A 20092-nucleotide genomic window follows, 5' to 3' on the forward strand; every position below is an offset into this window, starting at 1 on the left:
AGCCGGAAGGCAAACGAGCCGGTAAGATGGGGGCCCCTTCAACCAGACATGGACTCCAATGCCCAACGACGCACCCATCGGCCCAGGTCGCCCCAAGGACCTTGCCAAGCGCGAGGCGATCCTCGAAGCGGCCAAGACGCTGTTCCTCAGCCTCGGCTATGCCAACACCAGCATGGATGCGGTCGCTGCGGCGGCAGGTGTTTCAAAGCTCACCGTGTACAGCCACTTCACCGACAAGCAGACCCTGTTCTGCTCGGCGGTCATGGCCACCTGCCAGATCCAGTTGCCTGATCTGCTGTTCGAGTACCCCGAGGGCGTCGCGCTGGAAGAAGTGCTTCTTACCATTGCCCGCGGCTTCCAGGCGTTGATCAGCAGTGATGAAGCGGTAAAACTCAGCCGCCTGATCATGGCCCAGGGCAGCCAGGACCCCGGTTTTGGCGAGTACTTCTACGAAGCCGGCCCGAAACGGGTGCTGGCGGGCATGGAGGGGTTGCTGCGCGAGGTCGCCGAGCGCGGCCTGTTGCGCATCGACAATCCGTTGCGCGCGGCCGAGCACTTCTTCTGCCTGGTCAAAGGTGCGCCCGATTACCGGCTGCTGCTGGGGTGTGCGGGGCCATTGGAGGGAGCTGAGGCCGAGGCGCATGTGCGCGAGGTGGTGGGGGTGTTCATTCGGGCGTTTCAACCCTGAGGATCATCCTATACCTATCGGACGGTGCAGTACCTGAGTGGCCTTGTGTCGCAAAAGGGCCGCAAAGCGGCTCCGGAACTCAGCGCTGTCGTGAATATTTCCCTGGCCTTGCCAAACCTTGTTTCCCAACATTTTTGCCAGTAGTCAGTTCCACCTTCACGCGACAAACTCATAACCATCCTTGAATATGAGTGCGACGGCCATGCCTGCAAAAAGCGAAACACTGAGACTCTTCTATAAGGGCACCAAGCTGTCTACATTGCAAAGAGACGACGCTCACCATGCCATCATCAGCGCCCAGGGCCGGAACTTGTGCGAAACATCCAGCCAAACATCAAAAGCCTATCTATTAGCCGCCGACGTGCAGGAGTCGACCGTCATATCCCATTCAGAGAGCGTAATGTCTACTGCCTATAGTCCATATGGCTGTGACAATCTTCCGCCCGCCAGTCACGTGCTGGCGCTATACACTGGACAACCCCGTTTACCATTGGCAGTTGGTTACCTGTTGGGAAATGGCCATCGCCTCTATGATCAAAGGTTGATGCGGTTTACCAGACCAGACGGATTATCCCCATTCGGGAAAGGAGGTCTGAATGCCTACGCCTATTGCGTCAACGATCCAATCAATAAATCAGACCCAACAGGGCAAAGCTTTATACCAAATATACACTTACTTAAGAAACTACAGGGCGGATACTCATACAAAAGGCTTTCGCCGAGACTGGACTCAGCCAAACCAAACCTATCGCAGAGAGAATATCGTTCGCTTGATGCATCCCTGTCAAAACGCCAGAGCAAGCTAACAAAACAAGAAGGCAGATTCGCCGACGCCGAGCGATCCAGACTCGCCCAGCAGCAAGCCAGACTGCAGTCGTTAGTGCCCTCTGAAGTTGACGGCAAAACACGCTACCACGCCCCTGCCAAGCCATACGCGCCAGCGTCTTCTTTAGACCTGAACAGCCGTCAACTGACCCGCTATCTACTGACCCATGGGCTGCCTGCAGGTTCGAGTGCGCCTCCAGAATCGAGGCCGGTGCTTCTCAATGGGAATACCTTGGAAGAAGTCGAAACTAATGTGCGGAATGCTTTCGCTAGATCTCCCAGCTCCCTGACGCAAATAGAGACAGATCTGGATGCGCTCCTCGCAAGGTTAGTGGTATTACGCGAAAGCTAGCCAAGCAGTCACAGCCACTTTAGCTCTTTATGATTTCAGCGCCTTCTTCGGATATATGTCATACCGGCTAGACTTGCCTTCCAGGCTGTGGCTGGGCTTGGGCCCGTCGATGATCGGTGCCTTGCGCGGCCGCTTCACCACCACCCGGTGGCTGGCCAACGCCAGCGCGGCTTCGAGCAAAGCGGGGGCGTCCAGGTCATCGCCCACCAATGGCCGAAACACGCGCATTTCCTTTTTCACCAAGGCACTCTTGTCCCGGTGCGGGAACATGGGGTCAAGGTAGATCACCTGCGGCGCCTCCCCTTCCCAGTCGCGCATACGCTCGATGGCGTTGCCCGTCAGCAAGCGCATGCGGCCGACGATGGGCCCCACCTCGTCATCCGACCGGGCTCGCGTCAGGCCGTCTTCCAGCAAGGCCGCGATCAGCGGCTGGCGCTCGATCAGGGTCATCTGGCAACCCAGGCTGGCCAGCACGAACGCGTCCTTGCCCAAACCTGCCGTGGCATCGAGCACTTGCGGCCGCACCCCCTGCGCGATACCCACGGCCTTGGCGATCATCTGCCCGTTACCACCGCCGAACTGGCGCCGATGCGCTGCCTGACCTTCGACGAAGTCCACCCGCACCGGCCCGGGCGCCTGCGGGCCCAACTGCTGGATCTGCAAGCCATCGGCGCCTACCTGCACAGCGAAACCGGCCGCATCGTCCTGCAGCGGCAGGCCGAGGCGCTCGGCCCATGCCGTCGCCTGGTGCGCATACTCAGCCGACATCGCTTCGACTCTGATACCCGTGCCTTGCTCTTCCATCATCCACACCTGAAAATTCAACCCACGCCCTTAATGAATCGGCACCCTCGGCCGATACAGGCAATATCCCGCTATTCTGCCAGAGCACAACGCGCACGACTGCCATGACAGATACTCTTCCCATCGGCTTGACCTACCTGTCGCCCGTCGGCAACTACGGTCGGCAGAATACCCAGGCACTGGGAGGCGTCAGCCACCTGTGGCAGGATTTCTTTGCCCGCGCCATGGCCGAACAGCAAGGGGATGAGGCAGACAGCAGCCATCAGGCGCTGGTGCAGTATGACACCGTCAGCGGTGAGCCGATTGGCGGAGCCAGGGCCCTGGCCCTGATCGATGCCCAACGCGCCTGCCCCGTGCACGACACCATCGTTGCGCCACCCGAGCCCCTGTTCCTGCCCAAGGCCGAACTCGAAGCCAGCCTGCTGGAGCCAGCGCCGGAGCCATTCAGCGCCGCCGAGATGATTCAGCAGCAGCGCCAACTGGACATCACCAACAGCTGGCTACGCCCGGTCGTCATCAGCCAGGGGCAGCCGCTTGCCGAGCCAGGCCCTGCACCCTCCCCGCGCCCGCTGCACTTGCCTATCGCCGAGTTCGAGACTGCCCTGCTCGACCCCGCGCCGGAGCCTTTAGACGCCGCGACCATGGCCAAGCAGCAGAACGACCTAGAGTTCGACATCCATTGGGCACGGCCGGTCGTGCTGAACAACGTTCGCGCTCACGCCTGATGTCAACGGCAGACCTGCCACACGCCCATGTCCAGGTGAAAGTGATTGCGGTGAGCGGCATTGTATTCCGGCCCCAGCACCGTGCTGAAACTCTTGCAGGCCGCTTGCTGTACCTGCCGCAGGAAGGCCGCCTTTTGTCCACCTGCCTGCCAGTCCCGCGCCAGCACGATCCGCTGCCCATCTTGTAGACGAAAGCCGCTGATATCCAGCGCATTGGCCGTGGCGTGCTGACTGAGCCGGCCCTGCTTGCGGTGATAGACGTTGCGGCAGGCAAAGCTGCCCAGATGATCGACCTGCGCCACCGGCTGGCCGAACACCTGCTGCGCGGCAGGTTGCAAGCCATGCTTCTCGAACAGCGCATAGGCCACCGCCAACGGGCAACTGGCCAGAAAACTGCTGCTCAACCGCGCCTGGCCTCTTTCTATCCGCCAGACGTTTTGCAATGGGCAATTGGCCGATGCCGGGCTATCGGCCTGCGTCCGATAGCGCAGGCTGGTGGTCGCCAACGCTTGGCGGCACAGCTGAGGGTCATCGCGCAGACGCGAAAGCTTGTAAGGCGTCAGCAGGTTCGGCGGCTGACCAACGTCCAGTGCTGCCCACGGATCCCAAGCCTGGGGCAGGCGCCAACCCAGCTGCCATAAAACGCCAGCTACCAGCAGCAGCCCGCACAGCAGCACCAATGCGCGCACCGCGCTTCAGCGCCGGAACAGGTCGTTGAGCTGGGCGAACGGCAGCGCCTGCTCACCGTAGCTGAACGTGCCCTGGTCACGAATTTCCAATGCCGCGCGCTGGAACGCACCGAGCGCTGCACGCGCCAGTGAAGAGCCCACGCTGATGCGGCGTACGCCCAAGTCCTGCAGCTGATTGACGCTCAATGGCACACCCGCCAGCCCCATCAGCACATTGACAGGTTTCGGTGCCACGGCCTGCACCACCGCGCGAATTTCTTCGGCAGAGCGCAAACCCGGCGCATAGAGCACGTCGGCGCCCGCTTCGGCGTAAGCCTGCAGGCGCAGGATGGTGTCATCCAGGTCCATACGCCCGTGCAGCAGGTTTTCCGCGCGAGCGCAAAGCGTGAAGGGGAATGGCAGGCTGCGCGCCGCCTGCACTGCAGCCCTCACCCGCTCCACCGCCAGGCCCAGGTCATAGATCGGCGCGTCGCGGCGCCCACTGGCATCCTCGATCGAGCCGCCGACCAACCCTGCTTCGGCGGCTCGCAAGATGGCGTGGGCACAGTCGTCCGGCAGGTCACCAAAACCATTTTCCAGGTCGGCGGCAACTGGCAAGGCAGTGGCATCGACGATCATCCCGGCGTTGCCAAGGGTTTCCTCCAGGCTCAGCGCCGCCTCGGCATCCGCTCGGCCAAGGCTGAAGGCAAGGCCTGCACTGGTGGTAGCCAGGGCCTCGAAACCGAGGTCTGCCAGTAGCTTGGCGGAGCCGGCATCCCAAGGGTTGGGGATGACGAACGCCCCATCGCGCTCGTGCAGGGCTTTGAAGGCTTCGGCACGCAGGGTTTGTACATCCATGGTCACAACCTCCTACTGGTCGGTGAGGGTCAAAGTAGCCCCAGTTGTTCGACCTCCGGGGCCCGTGGCAATTCCCACAACGCCGCCAGCCCCGGCAGGCGCGCCATCAGCCGCTGATGAAAACGCTGGGCCAGCGCGGCGGCCAGGCGGTTGTCCGAGGTGTGCAGGAAGATGTAAGGGCTGCGGCCTTCCTCGATCCAGCTGGCGACCTTTTCAACCCATGGCGAAAGGAACGCTTCGTTGGCCTCGAGCACAGGGTGGCCGATAAAACGGACTTGGGGGTGCTGGCTGAACGCTGCGGGGCGCGGCGGAACCTTGGGCTTCTTGGCTTGCGCATCGAGCACGGCGGCTTCACGTGAGGTACAGCTGAACAACGCACGCGGGTCCAGGCAGATACGCTCAACACCGCGCTCATTCAGCAAACGGTTGAGCAGGCGCTCCTCTTCACCCTTGGCGAAAAAAGCCTGATTACGCACTTCCACCGCCACAGGCACACCGATCTGATCGAGAAACTGCCCCAGCTCAGCCAGCCGAGCCGGGCCGAACTGCGCCGGCAATTGCAACCAGTACGGTGACACCCGCTGGCCGAGGGGCGCCAGCAGCCGGGTGAAGTCCAATGCTGCTTCCAGTCGCTCGCGCAGGTCGCCTTCATGGCTGACATCGCGGGGGAATTTGGCAGTGAAACGAAAGTGCGCGGGCATGACCTGCGCCCAACGCTCGACAGTGCTCGGCGCTGGGCGGGCATAGAACGTGGTGTTGCCCTCGACCGCATTGAGCACCTGGCTGTAAAGGCCAAGAAACTCGCCGGTGCGGGCGTCAGCGGGATACAGGTAGTCGCGCCAGGCGCTTTCGCTCCAAGACGGGCAACCCAGGAAATAAGGCAGGTGGGATGAACTCATCCCTCAAATGTACAGGTCCAGCCCCAGCACTTCCATGTCCCAATCGGTAAAACCTGCAGTACTGAGGTAGCTGGCCAGCGCGGTCGCCGTGCGGCGGTCCCGCGCCCGTGGGAACACCATGTCCTGCTGGCGGGCCGGCAGGCCACCGGGGCGACGGCGCGGCGCCGCTTCCTGAGCGGCATCGCCCTCTTCGATGAGCTCGGCATCGTCGATGCTCTCATCGCGCACCGGCGCCTTACGCGGCGCGCGCTTTACCGGATAGGACTGCGATGAGAAACCGTCGATACGCATGATGAGCACTCAGGACCAATGATGGCAATTTAGCAGCATCAGTGTTCCGTCGCTAATGCCCTAGTGATAACTGGACCACAGTTTGCACCAAAGGTTTTATCGACAAGCGCGATAACCGACGGACAGCCGTCAGCGGGCTTTGGGCGTAGCGACATTATCGCGCAGGTAAACCGGTTGCGCCTGATCGGCGACGATTGCCTCGCCCCGTGCCCAGGCGAAGCTGGCCAGGTTGAGGATGTCCAGCGCATTGGGCAATGCCGCCGGGTTGCTGGCACTGGCCTGCACGGCCAGACGCTCGGCATAGCCCCAGCCGGTCCCGGCACCGTACCAATCGCCGCTGCTGCCCTCTGGCAACGCCACGCGCTCCGGTGGCAGCACCGCTTCCAGGCCCTGCAGGCGCATCTCGCCACCCACCGCCTGGTAGCAACCCCAGTACACCTCGTCCATGCGCGCATCGATGGCCGCCGCTACCTGCTGCGCGCCATGCTCGCGCAAGGCACCCTGAGCCAGCGCGGCCAGGTTGGACACTGGCAGGACTGGGCGCTCCAGCGCGAAAGCCAGGCCTTGCACCACGCCGATGGCGATCCGCACGCCGGTGAAGGCGCCGGGGCCACGGCCGAAGGCAATGGCATCGAGGGCATTGAGCGCCACGCCGGAATCATTCAGCAGCTGCTTGATCATCGGCAGCAGCTTCTGCGCGTGCATGCGCGGGATCACCTCGTAATGGCTGGTTACCTTGCCGTCATGCAGCAGCGCGACGGAACAGGCTTCAGTGGCGGTATCCAGGGCCAGCAGGGTGGTCATCGAACGGGTATCCAGGAGCAAGTGAAAAGAGCGGCAGTATAGACGACAACGGCCCGCAAGCGGGCCGTCGTGACGCACGGTGATGGATCAGCTCAGGGCTGCCAGCACTTTGGCGGTAATGTCCTCTACCGAACCCACGCCTTCGATGTGGATGTACTTGGGCTTGCCAGCGTTGGCGGCCGACAGCTTCTGGTAGAAGTCCACCAGCGGTTTGGTCTGGTTGTGGTAGACCGACAGGCGATGACGCACGGTTTCTTCCTTGTCATCGGCGCGCTGAATCAAGTCTTCGCCGGTGTCGTCGTCCTTGCCTTCCACTTTCGGCGGGTTGTACCGAACGTGGTAGGTACGGCCCGAGGCCGGGTGCACGCGGCGGCCCGCCATGCGGCCGACGATCTCTTCGTCGTCGACGGCGATCTCGACCACTGCATCGATGTCGACACCGGCAGCGACCATGGCTTCAGCCTGTGGAATGGTGCGTGGGAAACCGTCGAACAGGCAGCCGTTGGCGCAATCTGGCTGGGCGATGCGCTCCTTGACCAGGCTGATGATCAGCTCGTCGGAGACCAGCTGGCCGGCGTCCATGACTTTCTTGAGCTCCAGACCCAGCGGGGTACCGGCCTTGACGGCAGCACGCAGCATGTCACCGGTGGAGATCTGTGGGATACCGAACTTTTCGGTGATGAACTTTGCCTGAGTACCTTTACCGGCCCCGGGAGCTCCCAGCAGAATTACGCGCATCTCGTGCTCCTCAAATTTTTTTATGAAATTCAATGGATTCGGCAACCAGGGCCAAGTCCGGAAAATCGGGTATGACCATAAATCGGTCAGAAGGCTGCTCAAGATACACAGCGCCCGTCAGCCAGACAAGCGTCCCAAAGTTGCAGGAATGGGCCATCTGTAGCCGAGGCGGCGGATGGTTGCGCCAAGCGCAACCACCTGCCCTGCCCTGGCCTGGTCCCCACCAAGGCCCTGCGCGCGAGCCCCCAGGCAGGGCCTCAGCCCGTGTTGCGCAGGCCTGCGGCGATCCCTGCAACGGTCACCAGCAGGGCCTGCTCCAACGGGCTGTCCAGAGCGGCTTCGCGGCTGCGCGAGCGCGCCAGCAGCTCGGCCTGGAGCCGGTGCAGCGGGTCCAGGTAGGTGTTGCGCAGGCTGATGAATTCCAGGGTTTCCGGGCTGTGCGCCAGTAGCACCTGTTGCCCGGTGAGGGCCAGTACCACCTGACAGGACTGCGACAATAGGTCGCGCAGGTGTGCACCTAAAGGAAGCAATTCCGGTTGCACCAGACGTTCGTCGTAGGCCTCGGCAATTTGCGCATCCGCTTTGGCCAGGACCATCTCCAACATGTCGATGCGGGTACGAAAGAACGGCCACTGTTCACGCATCTGCGCCAGCAATTCACCCTGCCCCCGTGCCAGTGCATTGCCCAATGCGGTCTCCCACCCCAACCAGGCCGGCAGCATCAAACGCGTCTGCGTCCAGCCGAAGATCCATGGAATGGCCCGCAGGCTTTCGATTCCACCGGCACGGCGCTTGGCCGGGCGGCTGCCCAGCGGCAGACGCCCCAGTTCCTGTTCGGGTGTGGACTGGCGGAAATACTCGACGAAGTCCGGGTTCTCCCGCACCACACCGCGGTAAGCCTTGACCCCATCGGCGGCCAGTTGGTCCATCAAGGCGCGCCAGGCCGGCTCCGGGGGTGGCGGCGGCAGCAAGGTGGCTTCCAGCACCGCCGCCAGGTACAGGTTGAGGTTCTGCTCGGCGATGCCTGGCAAACCAAACTTGAAGCGGATCATCTCGCCTTGCTCGGTAGTGCGGAACCGCCCCGCCACCGACCCCGGTGGTTGCGACAGGATCGCTGCATGCGCCGGGCCACCGCCGCGGCCGACAGTGCCGCCACGGCCATGGAACAGCAGCAGTTCGACCTGATGCTCACGGCAGATGCGCACCAGGTTTTCCTGCGCCCGGTATTGGGCCCAGGCCGCGGCAGTGGTCCCGGCGTCCTTGGCCGAATCGGAGTAGCCGATCATCACTTCCTGCGGCCCGCGCAAGCCCGCGCGGTAGCCCGGCAGGCCGAGCAGCCGCTCCATCACAGGGCCTGCGTTGTCCAGGTCGGCGAGGGTTTCGAACAGCGGCACGACCCGCATCGGCCGGGTCAGCCCCGCTTCCTTGAGCAGCAATTGCACCGCCAGCACGTCCGATGCCGCGCCGGCCATGGAGATGACGTAAGAACCGAGCGATGCACCCGGCGCCGCAGCGATTTCGCGACAGGTGGCAAGCACTTCGGCAGTGTCCGCCTGGGGCATGAAGTGGGCCGGCAGCAAAGGCCGGCGGTTTTTCAGTTCGGCCTGCAGGAAAGCGATACGCTTGTCTTCATCCCAGTCCGCATAGCTGCCCATGCCCAGATAGTCGGTGATTTCCGACAGTGCGTCGCGGTGTCGGGCGGCATCCTGGCGCACGTCCAGCCGCCCCAGAAACAGGCCGAATGTCACGGCACGTCGCAGGCTGTCGAGCAGTGGCCCATCGGCGATAACGCCCATGCCGCATTCGTGCAGGGACTGGTAGCACAGCTCCAGCGGCGCGATCAGGTCACGGTTGTCCACCAGCACCTCGGCACTGGCCGGCTGGGTTGCGGTGAGCGACGCATGGGCCCAGGCGCGCGTCGCCCGCAAGCGGTCACGCAAGCGCTTGAGAACGGCGCGGTAGGGCTCGGGGGTATCCCCTACCCGCTCGCGCACAGCGCTGCTGGCTTGCTGCATGGACAGCTCCGCGGCCAGCGCGTCGACATCGCGCAGGAACAGGTCGGCCGCCATCCAGCGCGCCAGCAGCAACACTTCGCGGGTCACGGCGGCGGTCACATTGGGGTTGCCATCACGGTCGCCACCCATCCAGGAGGCAAAGCGCACAGGGGCCGCTTCCAGTGGCAGGCGCAGGCCGGTGGCGTCGAACAGCGCCTTGTCCACCTTGCGCAAGTGGCTGGGGATGGCATGCCACAGGGAGTGTTCGATCACCGCGAAGCCCCATTTGGCTTCGTCTACCGGCGTTGGCCGGGTGCGGCGGATTTCTTCTGTGTGCCAGGCCTCAGCGATCAACCGGCGCAGGCGCTCGCGTACCTGCTGGCGCTCGACCGGGGTCAGGTCGCGATGGTCCTGCGCGGCCAGCTGGCCGGCAATGGCATCGTACTTCTGGATCAGCGTGCGGCGTGCCACTTCGGTGGGGTGCGCAGTGAGCACCAACTGGATGTCGAGCTTGGCCAACTGCCTGGCCAAGGCATCGTCCTTGTGCCCGGCCTGCTTGAGCCGCGCCAGCAGCTCAGGCAGCACCCGCGCCTCGAAAGGTTCTGGCTGCTCGGCGTCACGGCGGCGGATCAACTGGTACTGCTCAGCCATGTTGGCCAGGTTGAGGAACTGGTTGAAGGCACGCGCCACCGGCAGCAAGTCGTCTTCGGCCAGGTCCGCCAACGTAGAGCTCAGCTGTTCGCCGGCGCTGCGCCGGTCCGCCTTGGCGCTATGACGAATGTCCTCGATCTTCTGCACGAACGCGTCACCGTGCTGCTGGCGTATGGTTTCGCCCAGCAAATCCCCCAACACATGGACATCTTCACGCAAGCGCACATCGATATCAGTCATTGGCCCTCTCTTCGGCACGGCTCGCCCGCGCTCTGCTCCGGAAACAGCACTGGCCCAAGAGTGCCCATAGCGGGGCAGCCATGGCAAGCCATGACCGGTAAAGCAAACTAAAGTAAACACGTAGCAGTCCGATGCAGTGCAGCCTTTTCAAGGCGTTGACAGAGGTCATCATGAAAATCCGCGAACTCGCCCAGCACTGGGAACAAAATGCCGCCGGCACCCTGAGCCCGACCGGCCATACCTTGCACCTTGACCTGGAATCGGAGGCGCGCCTGGCGGCGCTCATCGACATGTACCCCAAGCGCACCGCCGAGGAGTTGCTCGGTGAACTGGTCGCAGCGGCGCTTGAGGAGCTTGAGGCCAGCTTCCCCTACGTGCAGGGCAACAAGGTCATTTCCACCGACGAAGAAGGCGACCCGTTGTACGAGGACATAGGCTCTACACCGCGCTTTCTGGCGCTTTCACGGCGCCATCTGCACACGCTCAGCCACCCCGGCGAGAACAGCGGAAACTGACGTGCCAGCCCCCGTTCCGGGCTGCCCTCCAGCCCGGAATACCGCTTCTGACAGTGGAAGTTCCGCCCCCATACCACTGACCGATCAGTCAGAAATAGTTGGCATTTTTTTCTGAACTATTCAAAAAACGACTCAGTCACAGCCAATAGCCATCACGCTAAAACCCTGCACACAGTCGTTGTGCACCCTTGAGCTGACACACACGGCGATGCCAGGGATTGAGCGATGGGATGGACTGCTACGGACATCGTCGTTATCAGGAGTGATCCAATGGAGCTGACCACCATGAAGACCCGCACTTCGAAACTTTCCTCAACTCATGTGCGCGGGCTCAAGCTGGCCGCGCTGGCCCTGGGCAGTAGCCTGGTCCTGGCCGGCTGTGCAGGTAACCCGCCCACCGAGCAATATGCCGTCACCCAGTCCGCCGTGAACTCCGCCGTCAGCGCTGGCGGTACCGAGTTTGCCGCCGTTGAAATGAAAGCGGCGCAGGACAAGTTCAAGCAGGCCGAAATCGCCATGCACGACAAGAACTACGAGCAAGCCAAGCGTCTGGCCGAGCAGGCCGAATGGGACGCTCGCCTCGCCGAACGCAAAGCCCAGGCGGCCAAAGCCCAGAAGGCCGTGCAGGACGCCCGCCAAGGCGTTCAGGACGTACGTCAGGAAGGCCTGCGTAGCGTTCAGTGAACGCTGCCCAACCTGCCTTAGCCTTCGCACTCGATCAAAGGATGAACACTATGCGCAAACACGTCATGATTCCCGCCCTGTTGGCCCTGAGCGTCGGTCTCGCTGCCTGCTCGCACGACCCGAATGCCAACCTGGAGTCGGCCCGCACCAACTTCTCGTCGCTGCAGAGCGATCCGCAGGCGAGCAAGGTCGCAGCCCTTGAAACCAAGGACGCACAGGACTGGCTGAACAAGGCCGACAAGGCCTACATGGAGCGTGAAGACAGCAAGAAAGTCGACCAACTGGCCTACCTGACCAACCAACGCGTTGAAGTGGCCAAGCAGACCATTGCCCTGCGCACGGCCGAAAACGAGCTGAAAAACGCGGCGGCCCAACGTGCCCAAGCCAAGCTCGATGCCCGCGACGCGCAGATCGCCAAGCTTCAGGACAGCCTGAACGCCAAACAGACCGACCGCGGTACGCTGGTGACCTTCGGCGATGTACTGTTCGACTTCAACAAAGCTGAACTCAAGAGCAGCGCCTACCCTAACGTGACCAAGCTGGCCCAGTTCCTTCAGGAAAACCCTGAGCGCAAGGTCATCGTAGAGGGCTACACCGACAGCGTCGGTTCGGCCAGCTACAACCAGTCCCTGTCCGAACGTCGCGCCGGTGCTGTACGCATGGCGCTGGTACGTGCAGGCGTGGACCCTGCGCGCATCGTCGCTCAGGGCTACGGCAAGGAGTACCCGGTTGCTGACAACTCCAGCAACTCGGGCCGTGCGCAGAACCGCCGGGTGGAGGTGACCATCTCCAACGACAACCAGCCGGTAGCGCCGCGCTCGGTGAGCCAAGTGCAGTAACGCTCACAGGCCGCTAAAAAAGAACCCCGCCTTCATGGCGGGGTTCTTCATTTTTGATCATTGGCTGGAACGGGTCATTGCACGCGTTGCGGGGTTTGTTCACCCATGCAGCGCACCGCACGCTTGCGGTTGTCGACCAGTACCCCGGTAAGGCCTTTTTGCGCTGTGTCGAACAGCACCAGCACCCCATCTACACACTGCGCCACCTGCGGCGCAGGGTCGAGGGACACCTTGTAATCCTCGCCCGGAACGGTCTTGAGCATGGTGAAATCCTGCAGCAACAGCGCGTCTTCTGGCTTGGCGAAATGCAGGTAGCCGTAGTACCACAGAGCCCCCACCGTCACGATGATGCTGCCGACACCGGTCAGGATCAGCGGGATGGCGTTGCGTTCTTCACTCATTGCTTGCTCTTCTCGTCGGGGTAGTTGGGCACTTCGGCCAGCCGCCGCAGGCCGTTGAAATGGCTGGGATCATCAAGAAAACGCAGCATCACCTGGCGCCAGACCGGGTCGGCGAAGGTCTGCACGTGGCCGCCACGGGTCAACTGCAGCACCCTTGGAGGCGGTGCGTGCTGGTAGAGGCGGATGCCGTTGTCCATGGGTACCAGGTTGTCGTCGATGCTATGGAAGAACAGTTTGGGTGGGCTGCTCAGGCGCTCGACGGAGCGGATCGCGCTGTCGCCATCGGGTACCAGCCAGGACAACGGCACCTGCAAGGGCCAGGTCAACCATGATGTGCTCAGCGCAAAGCGCCCGACGTCACGGTAACTGGCCGGTACGCCGTCGAACACCAGTGCGCTGAAGCGCTGGCGCTGCTCGGGGTGGGCTGCCAGGTAGTGGATGGCCATTGCCCCACCGAGGCTCTGCCCCAGCAGTACCAGGGGTTTACCCTGGACCTCGGGGGCCTGGTCGAGCCATGCCATGGCCGCTGCGATGTCGTTGTAGACCTGCGGCAAACCGGGCTTGCCCTCAGACAGGCCATAGCCCCGGTAATCGATCATCAGCACCTGATAACCCTGCTCCGGCAGCCAGTAGCTACCGCCCAGGTGCCCCGCCAGGTTGCCGCCATTGCCGTGCAAGTGCAGCACCGTGCCCTTGACCTCGACACCGGCCTTGGCCGGCAGCCACCAGCCATGCAGGCGAACGCCGTCGGCGGTGGTCAGGGTGACATCGCGGTACTGCAGCTTGGCACGCTCGGGCGTGAACGGCTGGCCCGGCTCCGGGTAGAACAACAGGCTGCTGCAGCCGCCCAGGCCCAGCAGCGCCAAGCCCAGGACCAGGCAGCGGCAGCGCTCAAAGAATGTTCGCGTAGTCGGCTTCAATGCGATCCAGGCTCAGGTGGTTGAGGAAGTTGGAGAAGCACATCCAGGCCGACAGGGCATTGAGGTCGCGGAACTGCTCCGGCAGGTACTTGGGCGGTTCCACCAGGCCTTCTTCGACCAGTTGACGCAAGGTGCGCATGTCCTCGAGGGTAGTCTTGCCGCAGAACAGCAGCGGAATCTGCTCTAGCTTGCCCTTTCTCACGGCCAACTGAATGTAGTTGTAAACCATGATGAAACCCTTGAGGTAGGACAAATCCTTGGTAAATGGCAGACCATCAGGCACCGACCCGCGGAATACCCGGCTTGCATTGCTGTAGCTTTGCGCCATTTCAAAGCCCTGGGCGCGGAAGAACTCGAAGACCTGAAGGAAATCGGCGCCCTCTTCGACCATGTGGATGGCGCGCGTGCGGTTGGTGAGTTTGCGCAGGCGGCTGGGGTACGAGGCGAAGGCGATCACCTCCATGAGAATCGCCAAGCCCTCCTGCGTCACCGTCGATGAAGGCGGGCCCTTGGCCAGGAAGGTGCAGATCGGCTGGTTCAGGCCGTTGAGCGTGGTGCCCACATGCACCAGCCCCTCGTGCACTTCCAGCGCGCGCACATCACGGCTGTTGAACATGGCGTCGGCGCGCACCTTGATATAGTCGGCACCGGCCGCCGCATCGGCGACGATCCCGTCCGACTCAAACACCCGGATGGTCTCTTCAGCCTCGCCGAACACCTTGTTCAGGCGATGCTGGAGGATATCCACGGTCTCTTTGGCAGTGATGTTTTTCGGCTCGTCCTTGAGGTCACCACGGCCGTCGATGTTGTTCAGGTAATCGGAAAGCATCAGGCCGAGGTCGGCCAGCGTCGGGTCGCCAGCGTGGAAGGCATCGGACGCCGCGCCATAGAGTTCCTGGGAGATCAGGCCGAAGTCCTCGGTGCCGCGTGCCTCGAGCATGCGCACCACCATGCGGTACTCCTTGCACATGCGCCGCATGATCTGCCCCACCGGGTTGAACTGCCCCAATTGCCGGGTGATGTCGCGCTCGATGCTCTGGAACTCGGCCTTGACCGCACTTGAATCGAACGACAGCGGCCGCGACTGGTAATAGGCGCGGTCCACGGCCGGCGGCTCTTTGCCCTTGGCCTTCAGAAAGCCTTGGCGGATGCTGTCGTCCCATTTGACCGCGTCGAGCACTCGGATCGGGGTCTGCGCGGTGACGATGCGATCGGACAGTGCGCGAATGGTCTGCTGGTACTCGTCCAACGGGGAACTCCTTTCTAGAACAAGGCACCTGTACTGGCCCTAGCCTCGGCAAGCCGGCGCTAGGGCCTGCACGGTCATTTGCCGACTCGCTGGAAGCGCGCCACCTCGACGAACAGGTCGGAGTTGGCCGGGTCATCCAGGTAGGCCAGCACCCGCGCTGAAGGGCTGTCGATCAACACGCCCTCGCCATTGTCCTCCGGCACCTCGGTACTACGCCCGCTCAGCTCTTTTTTCTCCAGCGCCTGCTGCACCTGTTCTACATCAAGGTTGTAGATGACCAGCTCCTTGCCATCGACGATATCGAAACCGCCAATCAGGAAATGGCCGCCCAGGCGTTTGGGGACACCGGCAGAGAGGTACCAGCGGTTGCCGTGGCGTGACACGGTGAATACGTACTCTTCGGGCTTCTTGCCTTTGGCAGTGGCCACGGCCTTGTAGGCATCGGCGCCACTGCGGCTGATGACCATCTTGAGTGGCTCGCCCCAGGCGTCCTTGCTGCTCCACGTGCCGAGCAGGGCTTTGGGCGCCGCCTGATTGCTCGGCAATGGCTCATGGAAGGTCACCAGACAACCGCCCAGCACGAGGAATGACAACGTCAACAACACCACACGCCAGGCTTTCATCAAGTTCTCCTTGAAAGTTCGTTCTCAGCTCAGCCCGATGCCAGCACCAGGTGCAGGTAACGGGTAAGCATAGCGAGCATCTGCCCATCGGCTTGCGCATCGGCATCCTTGAGCAGGCCCTGATATTCCATCTGCTCGATGATCGCCGTCAACATCTGGGCGTCCTGTTCCGGTTGCTGCGAACCGACCACCTGCAATAGCTGGCGCGTGCCATGCAGCAGGATCTGTTCGTGGGCACACACCAACTCGGCCAGGCGCGGGCACAGCAGCGCCTCCTGACGGAAGGCCTGCTCCGCCATCAGGAAGTCGCGGCGGGTGATCAACTGACGGGAAACGTAGTCGGCAGTCATCTGCGCCACTTCGTCAGCCAGGCGCGCCCTTGATTGCGCACTGCCATCCCCCTGGGCAAGCAGCTGGCGCAGCACCACTTCGGTATTGGCCCACAGCTTGGCCATGTAGGCGGCACTGCGTTCGACGTATTGGGCGAAGGTATCGGTGAGCAGGTCCTCGATATCCTTGAAATAGTAGGTGGTGGCCGACAGCGGCACACCGGCTTCGGCGGCAACGGCACGGTGGCGCACGCCACGCACACCATCACGCACGACAATGCGCATGGCGGCGTCGAGGATCAACTGGCGGCGCTGTTCGCTGCCTTGGCGGGCGGTCTTGCGACCCTGGTATTGCACGCTTTCGGCGACGGCGGTGGCAATGCCGGCGGCGCCTTGCTGGGCCATTGCGGGGGTCACGGGTGTACCTCATCGATCTTGGGGGTGACTGCACCGGCCCTATCGCCGGCAAGCCGGCTTCCACAACGGGCACTGCCCAACGACATTGGATGGGTGTCCAACGTCCGGGGGCCGCCCAAACACCCCGCGCTGTTCAAGCGCAGTGCGGTTTCTGTGGGAGCCGGCTTGCCGGCGAAGGGGCTCTGACAAACAAAATAAGGCTTCAGGCAATAAAAAGCCGCCCCGAAAGGCGGCTTGTTCAATCCACTCAGGCCTGTGGGCGCATGTGCGGGAACAGGATCACGTCGCGAATCGACGGCGAGTTGGTCAGCAGCATCACCAGGCGGTCGATGCCGATACCTTCACCGGCAGTCGGTGGCATGCCGTACTCCAGGGCACGAACGAAGTCGGCATCGTAATGCATGGCTTCGTCATCACCGGCGTCCTTCTCGGCCACCTGGGCCAGGAAACGCTCTGCCTGGTCCTCGGCGTCATTGAGCTCGGAGTAGGCGTTGGCGATCTCGCGGCCACCGATGAACAGCTCGAAGCGGTCGGTCACGGCCGGGTTGTCGTCGTTGCGACGGGCCAGCGGCGACACTTCGAACGGGTATTCGGTGATGAAGTGCGGCTGCTCCAGCTTGTGCTCGACCAGCTCTTCGAAAATCATCACCTGCAGCTTGCCCAGGCCTTCGTGGCCCAGCACCTTGGCACCGGCTTTCTTGGCGATGTCGCGGGCCCGCTCGACATCCTGAAGGTCCGCTGCGGTCAGCTCCGGGTTGTACTTGAGGATCGAATCGAACACCGACAAGCGCACGAACGGCTCACCAAAGTGGAACACCTTGTCGCCATACGGCACATCGGTGCTGCCCAGCACCAGCTGGGCAAGCTCGCGGAACAGCTCCTCGGTGAGGTCCATGTTGTCGCGGTAGTCAGCGTAGGCCTGGTAGAACTCGAGCATGGTGAACTCGGGGTTGTGCCGGGTCGAAACGCCTTCGTTACGGAAGTTGCGGTTGATCTCGAACACTTTCTCGAAACCACCGACCACCAGGCGCTTGAGGTACAGCTCCGGCGCGATACGCAGGAACATGGCCATGTCCAGGGCGTTGTGGTGGGTTTCGAACGGTTTGGCCGCGGCGCCGCCAGGGATGGTCTGCAGCATCGGCGTTTCGACTTCGAGGAAGTCGCGGTCGATGAGGAACTTGCGGATGTGCGAGATCACCTGCGAACGCACACGGAAGGTGTGGCGGGTTTCTTCGTTGACCATCAGGTCGACATAACGCTGGCGGTAGCGCTGCTCGGTGTCGGTCAGCCCGTGGTGCTTGTCCGGCAGTGGGCGCAGCGACTTGGTCAGCAGGCGTACGTTGGTCATCTCGACGTACAGGTCGCCCTTGCCGGAACGGGCCAAGGTGCCTTCGGCGGCGATGATGTCGCCCAGGTCCCAGGTCTTGACCGCGGCCAGGGTTTGCTCCGGCAGGGTCTTGCGGTTGACGTAGACCTGGATGCGCCCGGTCATGTCCTGGATGACCATGAACGAGCCACGGTTGAGCATGATGCGACCGGCAACCTTGACCGGGATCGCTGCCGCTTCCAGCTCTTCCTTGGTCTTGTCCGCGTACTGTTTCTGCAGGTCGTTGCAGTAGCTGTCGCGGCGGAAGTCGTTGGGGAAGGCCTGACCCTTCTCGCGCTCGGCGGCAAGCTTTTCCTTGCGCAGGGCGATCAGGGTGTTTTCTTCCTGTTGCAGGTCTTGCGATTCGGTCTTGAGGTCGCTCATGTCGTCATTCTTTCCATCAGGTATTCGTTGCCCTTTTCGGGCAGGGCACGCGATGCCGGCGTACAGGCATCGCGGCGGTGGTGTGCGGCTTACAGCCCCTGCTTGAGGCTCGCTTCCAGGTACTGGTCGATGTCGCCATCGAGCACCTTGTTGCAGTCGCTGCGCTCGACGCCGGTACGCAGGTCCTTGATGCGCGAGTCATCGAGCACGTAGGAGCGGATCTGGTGGCCCCAGCCGATGTCCGACTTGCTGTCTTCCAACGCCTGGGAAGCGGCGTTGCGCTTCTGCATTTCCAGCTCGTACAACTTGGCCCGCAGCATTTTCATGGCGGTGTCCTTGTTGGCATGCTGGGAGCGTTCGTTCTGGCACGCCACCACGGTGTTGGTCGGCACGTGGGTGATACGCACCGCGGAGTCGGTGGTGTTCACGTGCTGACCACCGGCACCGGAGGAGCGGTAGGTGTCGATACGCAGGTCGGACGGGTTGATATCGATCTCGACCTTGTCGTCGATCTCGGGCGACACGAACACCGCCGAGAACGAGGTGTGGCGACGGGCGCCGGAGTCGAACGGGCTCTTGCGCACCAGGCGGTGCACGCCGATTTCGGTGCGCAGCCAGCCGAAGGCGTACTCGCCCTTGATGTGCACGGTGGCGCCCTTGATGCCGGCGACTTCGCCTTCGGACAGCTCGATGATGGTGGCGTCAAAGCCGCGCTTGTCGGCCCAGCGCAGGTACATGCGCAGCAGGATGTTGGCCCAGTCCTGCGCTTCGGTACCGCCGGAACCTGCCTGGATGTCCAGGTAAGCGTTGTTCATGTCCATCTCGCCGCTGAACATGCGACGGAACTCAAGCTGGGCCAGGTTTTCTTCCAGGCCTTCCAGCTCGGTCACGACATCGCTGACGGCGCCTTCGTCATTTTCCTCGACAGCCATGTCGAGCAGGTCCTTGCAGTCCCCCAGGCCACCGGACAGCTTGTCCAGGGTCTCGACGACCTGCGCCAGCATGGCGCGCTCGCGGCCCAGGGCCTGGGCGTACTCAGGCTTGTTCCAGACGTTGGGGTCTTCCAGCTCGCGGTTGACTTCGATCAGGCGGTCATGCTTTTGATCGTAGTCAAAGATACCCCCGAATGGACTGGGAGCGTTCGGTGAGGTCCTTGATGGTGTTCAGGATCGGTTGGATTTCCATGGGCGCGGGGCTCTCGTACGAATTCGGTGAAAAGCCCGCGAGTATAACCCATACAGCCAAGCACAGCAGCCCGTTGAGCAGCCCGCACAGCGCCGGATCATGACCGCGCGTGATTTCCTGGCAATTCTGCCAGTAGCCCCCAGGCGTCGAGCCACGCAAGACTTGCCCTCAGGCATGCGGATCGTCCGCCGCCTCAATGGGAGCAATGAAAATGAGTGATGACTTTGACCGCGCATTGAAAATGCTGGAAGGGTTCGAAATTCTGCCTCCAGAATTCACGAACGCCGTGAACGACACGCTAGAGTTCGACCCAGCGCCCGCCCGTAACCCTGTAAAAGTACATTACCCGGGGTTGAAGGAGGACATTCCCGGGCTCGAAAGCGTCACCGTCGGCTGTTACGGCGATAATTGGGGAACGGGACGATCACCTGCAGACCCCCGACGCGAAGAGACCGTTGAAGGCTATGTACCCGGCGCCGTCCTGAAAGAGGCCGCCAGCTACAGAATATGGGCGGTCGTCAGGTTCAAGATCGCAGGCGAAGAAACGGAGCTCACCGTCCGCTCTGCAGATCGCACTTACCGGCTCAAGAGAAAAGCCGCCAAATAAACTTGACTGGCGGCTACCCCGCTCGTGCCAGCCAAG

22 protein-coding genes are annotated in these 20092 nt (G+C 62.5%); 7 read left to right on the forward strand and 15 right to left on the reverse strand.

Going from position 1 to position 20092, the window contains the following annotated elements; translation table 11 throughout:
- Nucleotides 1-58 precede the first annotated feature (58 nt).
- Nucleotides 59-688, forward strand: coding sequence for a TetR/AcrR family transcriptional regulator (locus tag ABRP30_RS22100; RefSeq protein ID WP_267818264.1), 630 nt, complete (start codon nt 59-61; stop codon nt 686-688).
- Nucleotides 689-1088: 400 nt separating this feature from the next.
- Nucleotides 1089-1865, forward strand: coding sequence for an RHS repeat-associated core domain-containing protein (locus ABRP30_RS22105; RefSeq protein ID WP_349974844.1), 777 nt, complete (start codon nt 1089-1091; stop codon nt 1863-1865).
- A gap of 27 nt (nt 1866-1892) precedes the next feature.
- Here ABRP30_RS22105 and ABRP30_RS22110 read toward each other — a convergent pair whose 3' ends face one another.
- Nucleotides 1893-2669, reverse strand: a complete 777-nt coding sequence (locus ABRP30_RS22110; RefSeq protein WP_267818266.1) for a class I SAM-dependent methyltransferase — start codon at nt 2667-2669, stop codon at nt 1893-1895.
- A gap of 104 nt (nt 2670-2773) precedes the next feature.
- Between ABRP30_RS22110 and ABRP30_RS22115 the strand changes: the two genes are divergently transcribed.
- On the forward strand, nt 2774-3394 hold the full coding sequence (locus ABRP30_RS22115) for an energy transducer TonB (protein ID WP_267818268.1): 621 nt from the start codon (nt 2774-2776) through the stop codon (nt 3392-3394).
- Nucleotides 3395-3396: 2 nt separating this feature from the next.
- Here ABRP30_RS22115 and ABRP30_RS22120 read toward each other — a convergent pair whose 3' ends face one another.
- From ABRP30_RS22120 to ppc, 7 genes are all read right to left on the reverse strand, one after another.
- Nucleotides 3397-4083 carry an extensin family protein gene (locus ABRP30_RS22120; protein WP_267818270.1) on the reverse strand — a complete coding sequence of 229 codons (687 nt, stop codon included), beginning with the start codon at nt 4081-4083 and terminating at the stop codon, nt 3397-3399.
- 6 nt (nt 4084-4089) lie between these two features.
- Nucleotides 4090-4920, reverse strand: coding sequence for an oxaloacetate decarboxylase (locus ABRP30_RS22125; RefSeq protein WP_241804378.1), 831 nt, complete (start codon nt 4918-4920; stop codon nt 4090-4092).
- Between the two features lie 29 nt (nt 4921-4949).
- On the reverse strand, nt 4950-5819 hold the full coding sequence (locus tag ABRP30_RS22130; protein ID WP_267818272.1) for a DUF72 domain-containing protein: 870 nt from the start codon (nt 5817-5819) through the stop codon (nt 4950-4952).
- Between the two features lie 3 nt (nt 5820-5822).
- Nucleotides 5823-6110 carry a hypothetical protein gene (locus ABRP30_RS22135; protein ID WP_267818274.1) on the reverse strand — a complete coding sequence of 96 codons (288 nt, stop codon included), beginning with the start codon at nt 6108-6110 and terminating at the stop codon, nt 5823-5825.
- Nucleotides 6111-6239: 129 nt separating this feature from the next.
- Nucleotides 6240-6914 (reverse strand): tRNA (adenosine(37)-N6)-threonylcarbamoyltransferase complex dimerization subunit type 1 TsaB, encoded by a 675-nt coding sequence (tsaB, locus tag ABRP30_RS22140; RefSeq protein WP_267818276.1) that lies wholly within the window; start codon nt 6912-6914, stop codon nt 6240-6242.
- Nucleotides 6915-7001: 87 nt separating this feature from the next.
- The gene (gene adk, locus ABRP30_RS22145; RefSeq protein ID WP_267818278.1) at nt 7002-7652 is read right to left on the reverse strand and encodes an adenylate kinase; all 651 of its coding nucleotides are present in this window, start codon (nt 7650-7652) and stop codon (nt 7002-7004) included.
- Nucleotides 7653-7909: 257 nt separating this feature from the next.
- Nucleotides 7910-10537 (reverse strand): phosphoenolpyruvate carboxylase, encoded by a 2628-nt coding sequence (gene ppc, locus ABRP30_RS22150; RefSeq protein WP_267818281.1) that lies wholly within the window; start codon nt 10535-10537, stop codon nt 7910-7912.
- Nucleotides 10538-10707: 170 nt separating this feature from the next.
- Between ppc and ABRP30_RS22155 the strand changes: the two genes are divergently transcribed.
- The 3 genes from ABRP30_RS22155 (at nt 10708) to ABRP30_RS22165 (ending at nt 12575) form a co-directional block, all read left to right on the forward strand.
- Nucleotides 10708-11052 (forward strand): pilin assembly protein, encoded by a 345-nt coding sequence (locus ABRP30_RS22155; protein WP_241804372.1) that lies wholly within the window; start codon nt 10708-10710, stop codon nt 11050-11052.
- A 270-nt stretch (nt 11053-11322) separates the two neighbouring features.
- On the forward strand, nt 11323-11736 hold the full coding sequence (locus ABRP30_RS22160; RefSeq protein WP_267818282.1) for a DUF4398 domain-containing protein: 414 nt from the start codon (nt 11323-11325) through the stop codon (nt 11734-11736).
- 50 nt (nt 11737-11786) lie between these two features.
- On the forward strand, nt 11787-12575 hold the full coding sequence (locus tag ABRP30_RS22165; RefSeq protein WP_349974747.1) for an OmpA family protein: 789 nt from the start codon (nt 11787-11789) through the stop codon (nt 12573-12575).
- 74 nt (nt 12576-12649) lie between these two features.
- Here the strand turns inward: ABRP30_RS22165 and ABRP30_RS22170 are convergent, their stop codons facing one another.
- The 7 genes from ABRP30_RS22170 to prfB form a co-directional block, all read right to left on the reverse strand.
- Nucleotides 12650-12976 carry a hypothetical protein gene (locus tag ABRP30_RS22170; protein WP_267818286.1) on the reverse strand — a complete coding sequence of 109 codons (327 nt, stop codon included), beginning with the start codon at nt 12974-12976 and terminating at the stop codon, nt 12650-12652.
- Nucleotides 12973-13896, reverse strand: coding sequence for an alpha/beta hydrolase (locus ABRP30_RS22175; protein WP_349974748.1), 924 nt, complete (start codon nt 13894-13896; stop codon nt 12973-12975). Before ABRP30_RS22175 ends, ABRP30_RS22170 begins: the two co-directional genes overlap by 4 nt.
- A complete protein-coding gene (locus ABRP30_RS22180; RefSeq protein WP_241804367.1) occupies nt 13868-15145 on the reverse strand; it encodes a flavohemoglobin expression-modulating QEGLA motif protein in 1278 nt (425 codons plus the stop codon). The genes ABRP30_RS22175 and ABRP30_RS22180 overlap by 29 nt, the downstream gene beginning before the upstream one ends.
- 74 nt (nt 15146-15219) lie before the next feature.
- Nucleotides 15220-15768 (reverse strand): hypothetical protein, encoded by a 549-nt coding sequence (locus ABRP30_RS22185; protein ID WP_349974749.1) that lies wholly within the window; start codon nt 15766-15768, stop codon nt 15220-15222.
- A gap of 29 nt (nt 15769-15797) precedes the next feature.
- Nucleotides 15798-16502 carry a TetR/AcrR family transcriptional regulator gene (locus ABRP30_RS22190; protein ID WP_267824079.1) on the reverse strand — a complete coding sequence of 235 codons (705 nt, stop codon included), beginning with the start codon at nt 16500-16502 and terminating at the stop codon, nt 15798-15800.
- A 259-nt stretch (nt 16503-16761) separates the two neighbouring features.
- Nucleotides 16762-18264 (reverse strand): lysine--tRNA ligase, encoded by a 1503-nt coding sequence (gene lysS, locus ABRP30_RS22195; RefSeq protein WP_267818293.1) that lies wholly within the window; start codon nt 18262-18264, stop codon nt 16762-16764.
- Between the two features lie 89 nt (nt 18265-18353).
- A protein-coding gene (gene prfB, locus ABRP30_RS22200) for a peptide chain release factor 2 (RefSeq protein ID WP_241804364.1) occupies nt 18354-19449 on the reverse strand; the annotation gives its coding sequence in 2 pieces (ribosomal slippage) (nt 18354-19376 and nt 19378-19449; 1095 coding nt in all).
- Between the two features lie 211 nt (nt 19450-19660).
- On the opposite strand from prfB, the gene ABRP30_RS22205 reads away from it, so the two are divergent.
- On the forward strand, nt 19661-20056 hold the full coding sequence (locus ABRP30_RS22205) for a hypothetical protein (protein WP_267818295.1): 396 nt from the start codon (nt 19661-19663) through the stop codon (nt 20054-20056).
- Nucleotides 20057-20092 lie beyond the last annotated feature (36 nt).

It is taken from the genome of Pseudomonas sp. WHRI 8519 (assembly GCF_040224055.2).
GTDB classification, from domain to species: Bacteria; Pseudomonadota; Gammaproteobacteria; order Pseudomonadales; family Pseudomonadaceae; genus Aquipseudomonas; species Aquipseudomonas putida_X.

What these genes read in the sequence shown, in the direction of transcription:
- ABRP30_RS22100 (WP_267818264.1), top strand. Translation starts at nt 59, where the DNA reads ATGCCCAACGACGCACCCATCGGCCCAGGTCGCCCCAAGGACCTTGCC.
- ABRP30_RS22105 (WP_349974844.1), top strand. Translation starts at nt 1,089, where the DNA reads ATGTCTACTGCCTATAGTCCATATGGCTGTGACAATCTTCCGCCCGCC.
- ABRP30_RS22110 (WP_267818266.1), bottom strand. Translation starts at nt 2,669, where the DNA reads ATGGAAGAGCAAGGCACGGGTATCAGAGTCGAAGCGATGTCGGCTGAG.
- ABRP30_RS22115 (WP_267818268.1), top strand. Translation starts at nt 2,774, where the DNA reads ATGACAGATACTCTTCCCATCGGCTTGACCTACCTGTCGCCCGTCGGC.
- ABRP30_RS22125 (WP_241804378.1), bottom strand. Translation starts at nt 4,920, where the DNA reads ATGGATGTACAAACCCTGCGTGCCGAAGCCTTCAAAGCCCTGCACGAG.
- ABRP30_RS22130 (WP_267818272.1), bottom strand. Translation starts at nt 5,819, where the DNA reads ATGAGTTCATCCCACCTGCCTTATTTCCTGGGTTGCCCGTCTTGGAGC.
- ABRP30_RS22135 (WP_267818274.1), bottom strand. Translation starts at nt 6,110, where the DNA reads ATGCGTATCGACGGTTTCTCATCGCAGTCCTATCCGGTAAAGCGCGCG.
- tsaB (WP_267818276.1), bottom strand. Translation starts at nt 6,914, where the DNA reads ATGACCACCCTGCTGGCCCTGGATACCGCCACTGAAGCCTGTTCCGTC.
- adk (WP_267818278.1), bottom strand. Translation starts at nt 7,652, where the DNA reads ATGCGCGTAATTCTGCTGGGAGCTCCCGGGGCCGGTAAAGGTACTCAG.
- ppc (WP_267818281.1), bottom strand. Translation starts at nt 10,537, where the DNA reads ATGACTGATATCGATGTGCGCTTGCGTGAAGATGTCCATGTGTTGGGG.
- ABRP30_RS22155 (WP_241804372.1), top strand. Translation starts at nt 10,708, where the DNA reads ATGAAAATCCGCGAACTCGCCCAGCACTGGGAACAAAATGCCGCCGGC.
- ABRP30_RS22160 (WP_267818282.1), top strand. Translation starts at nt 11,323, where the DNA reads ATGGAGCTGACCACCATGAAGACCCGCACTTCGAAACTTTCCTCAACT.
- ABRP30_RS22165 (WP_349974747.1), top strand. Translation starts at nt 11,787, where the DNA reads ATGCGCAAACACGTCATGATTCCCGCCCTGTTGGCCCTGAGCGTCGGT.
- ABRP30_RS22170 (WP_267818286.1), bottom strand. Translation starts at nt 12,976, where the DNA reads ATGAGTGAAGAACGCAACGCCATCCCGCTGATCCTGACCGGTGTCGGC.
- ABRP30_RS22185 (WP_349974749.1), bottom strand. Translation starts at nt 15,768, where the DNA reads ATGAAAGCCTGGCGTGTGGTGTTGTTGACGTTGTCATTCCTCGTGCTG.
- ABRP30_RS22190 (WP_267824079.1), bottom strand. Translation starts at nt 16,502, where the DNA reads ATGGCCCAGCAAGGCGCCGCCGGCATTGCCACCGCCGTCGCCGAAAGC.
- lysS (WP_267818293.1), bottom strand. Translation starts at nt 18,264, where the DNA reads ATGAGCGACCTCAAGACCGAATCGCAAGACCTGCAACAGGAAGAAAAC.
- ABRP30_RS22205 (WP_267818295.1), top strand. Translation starts at nt 19,661, where the DNA reads ATGAGTGATGACTTTGACCGCGCATTGAAAATGCTGGAAGGGTTCGAA.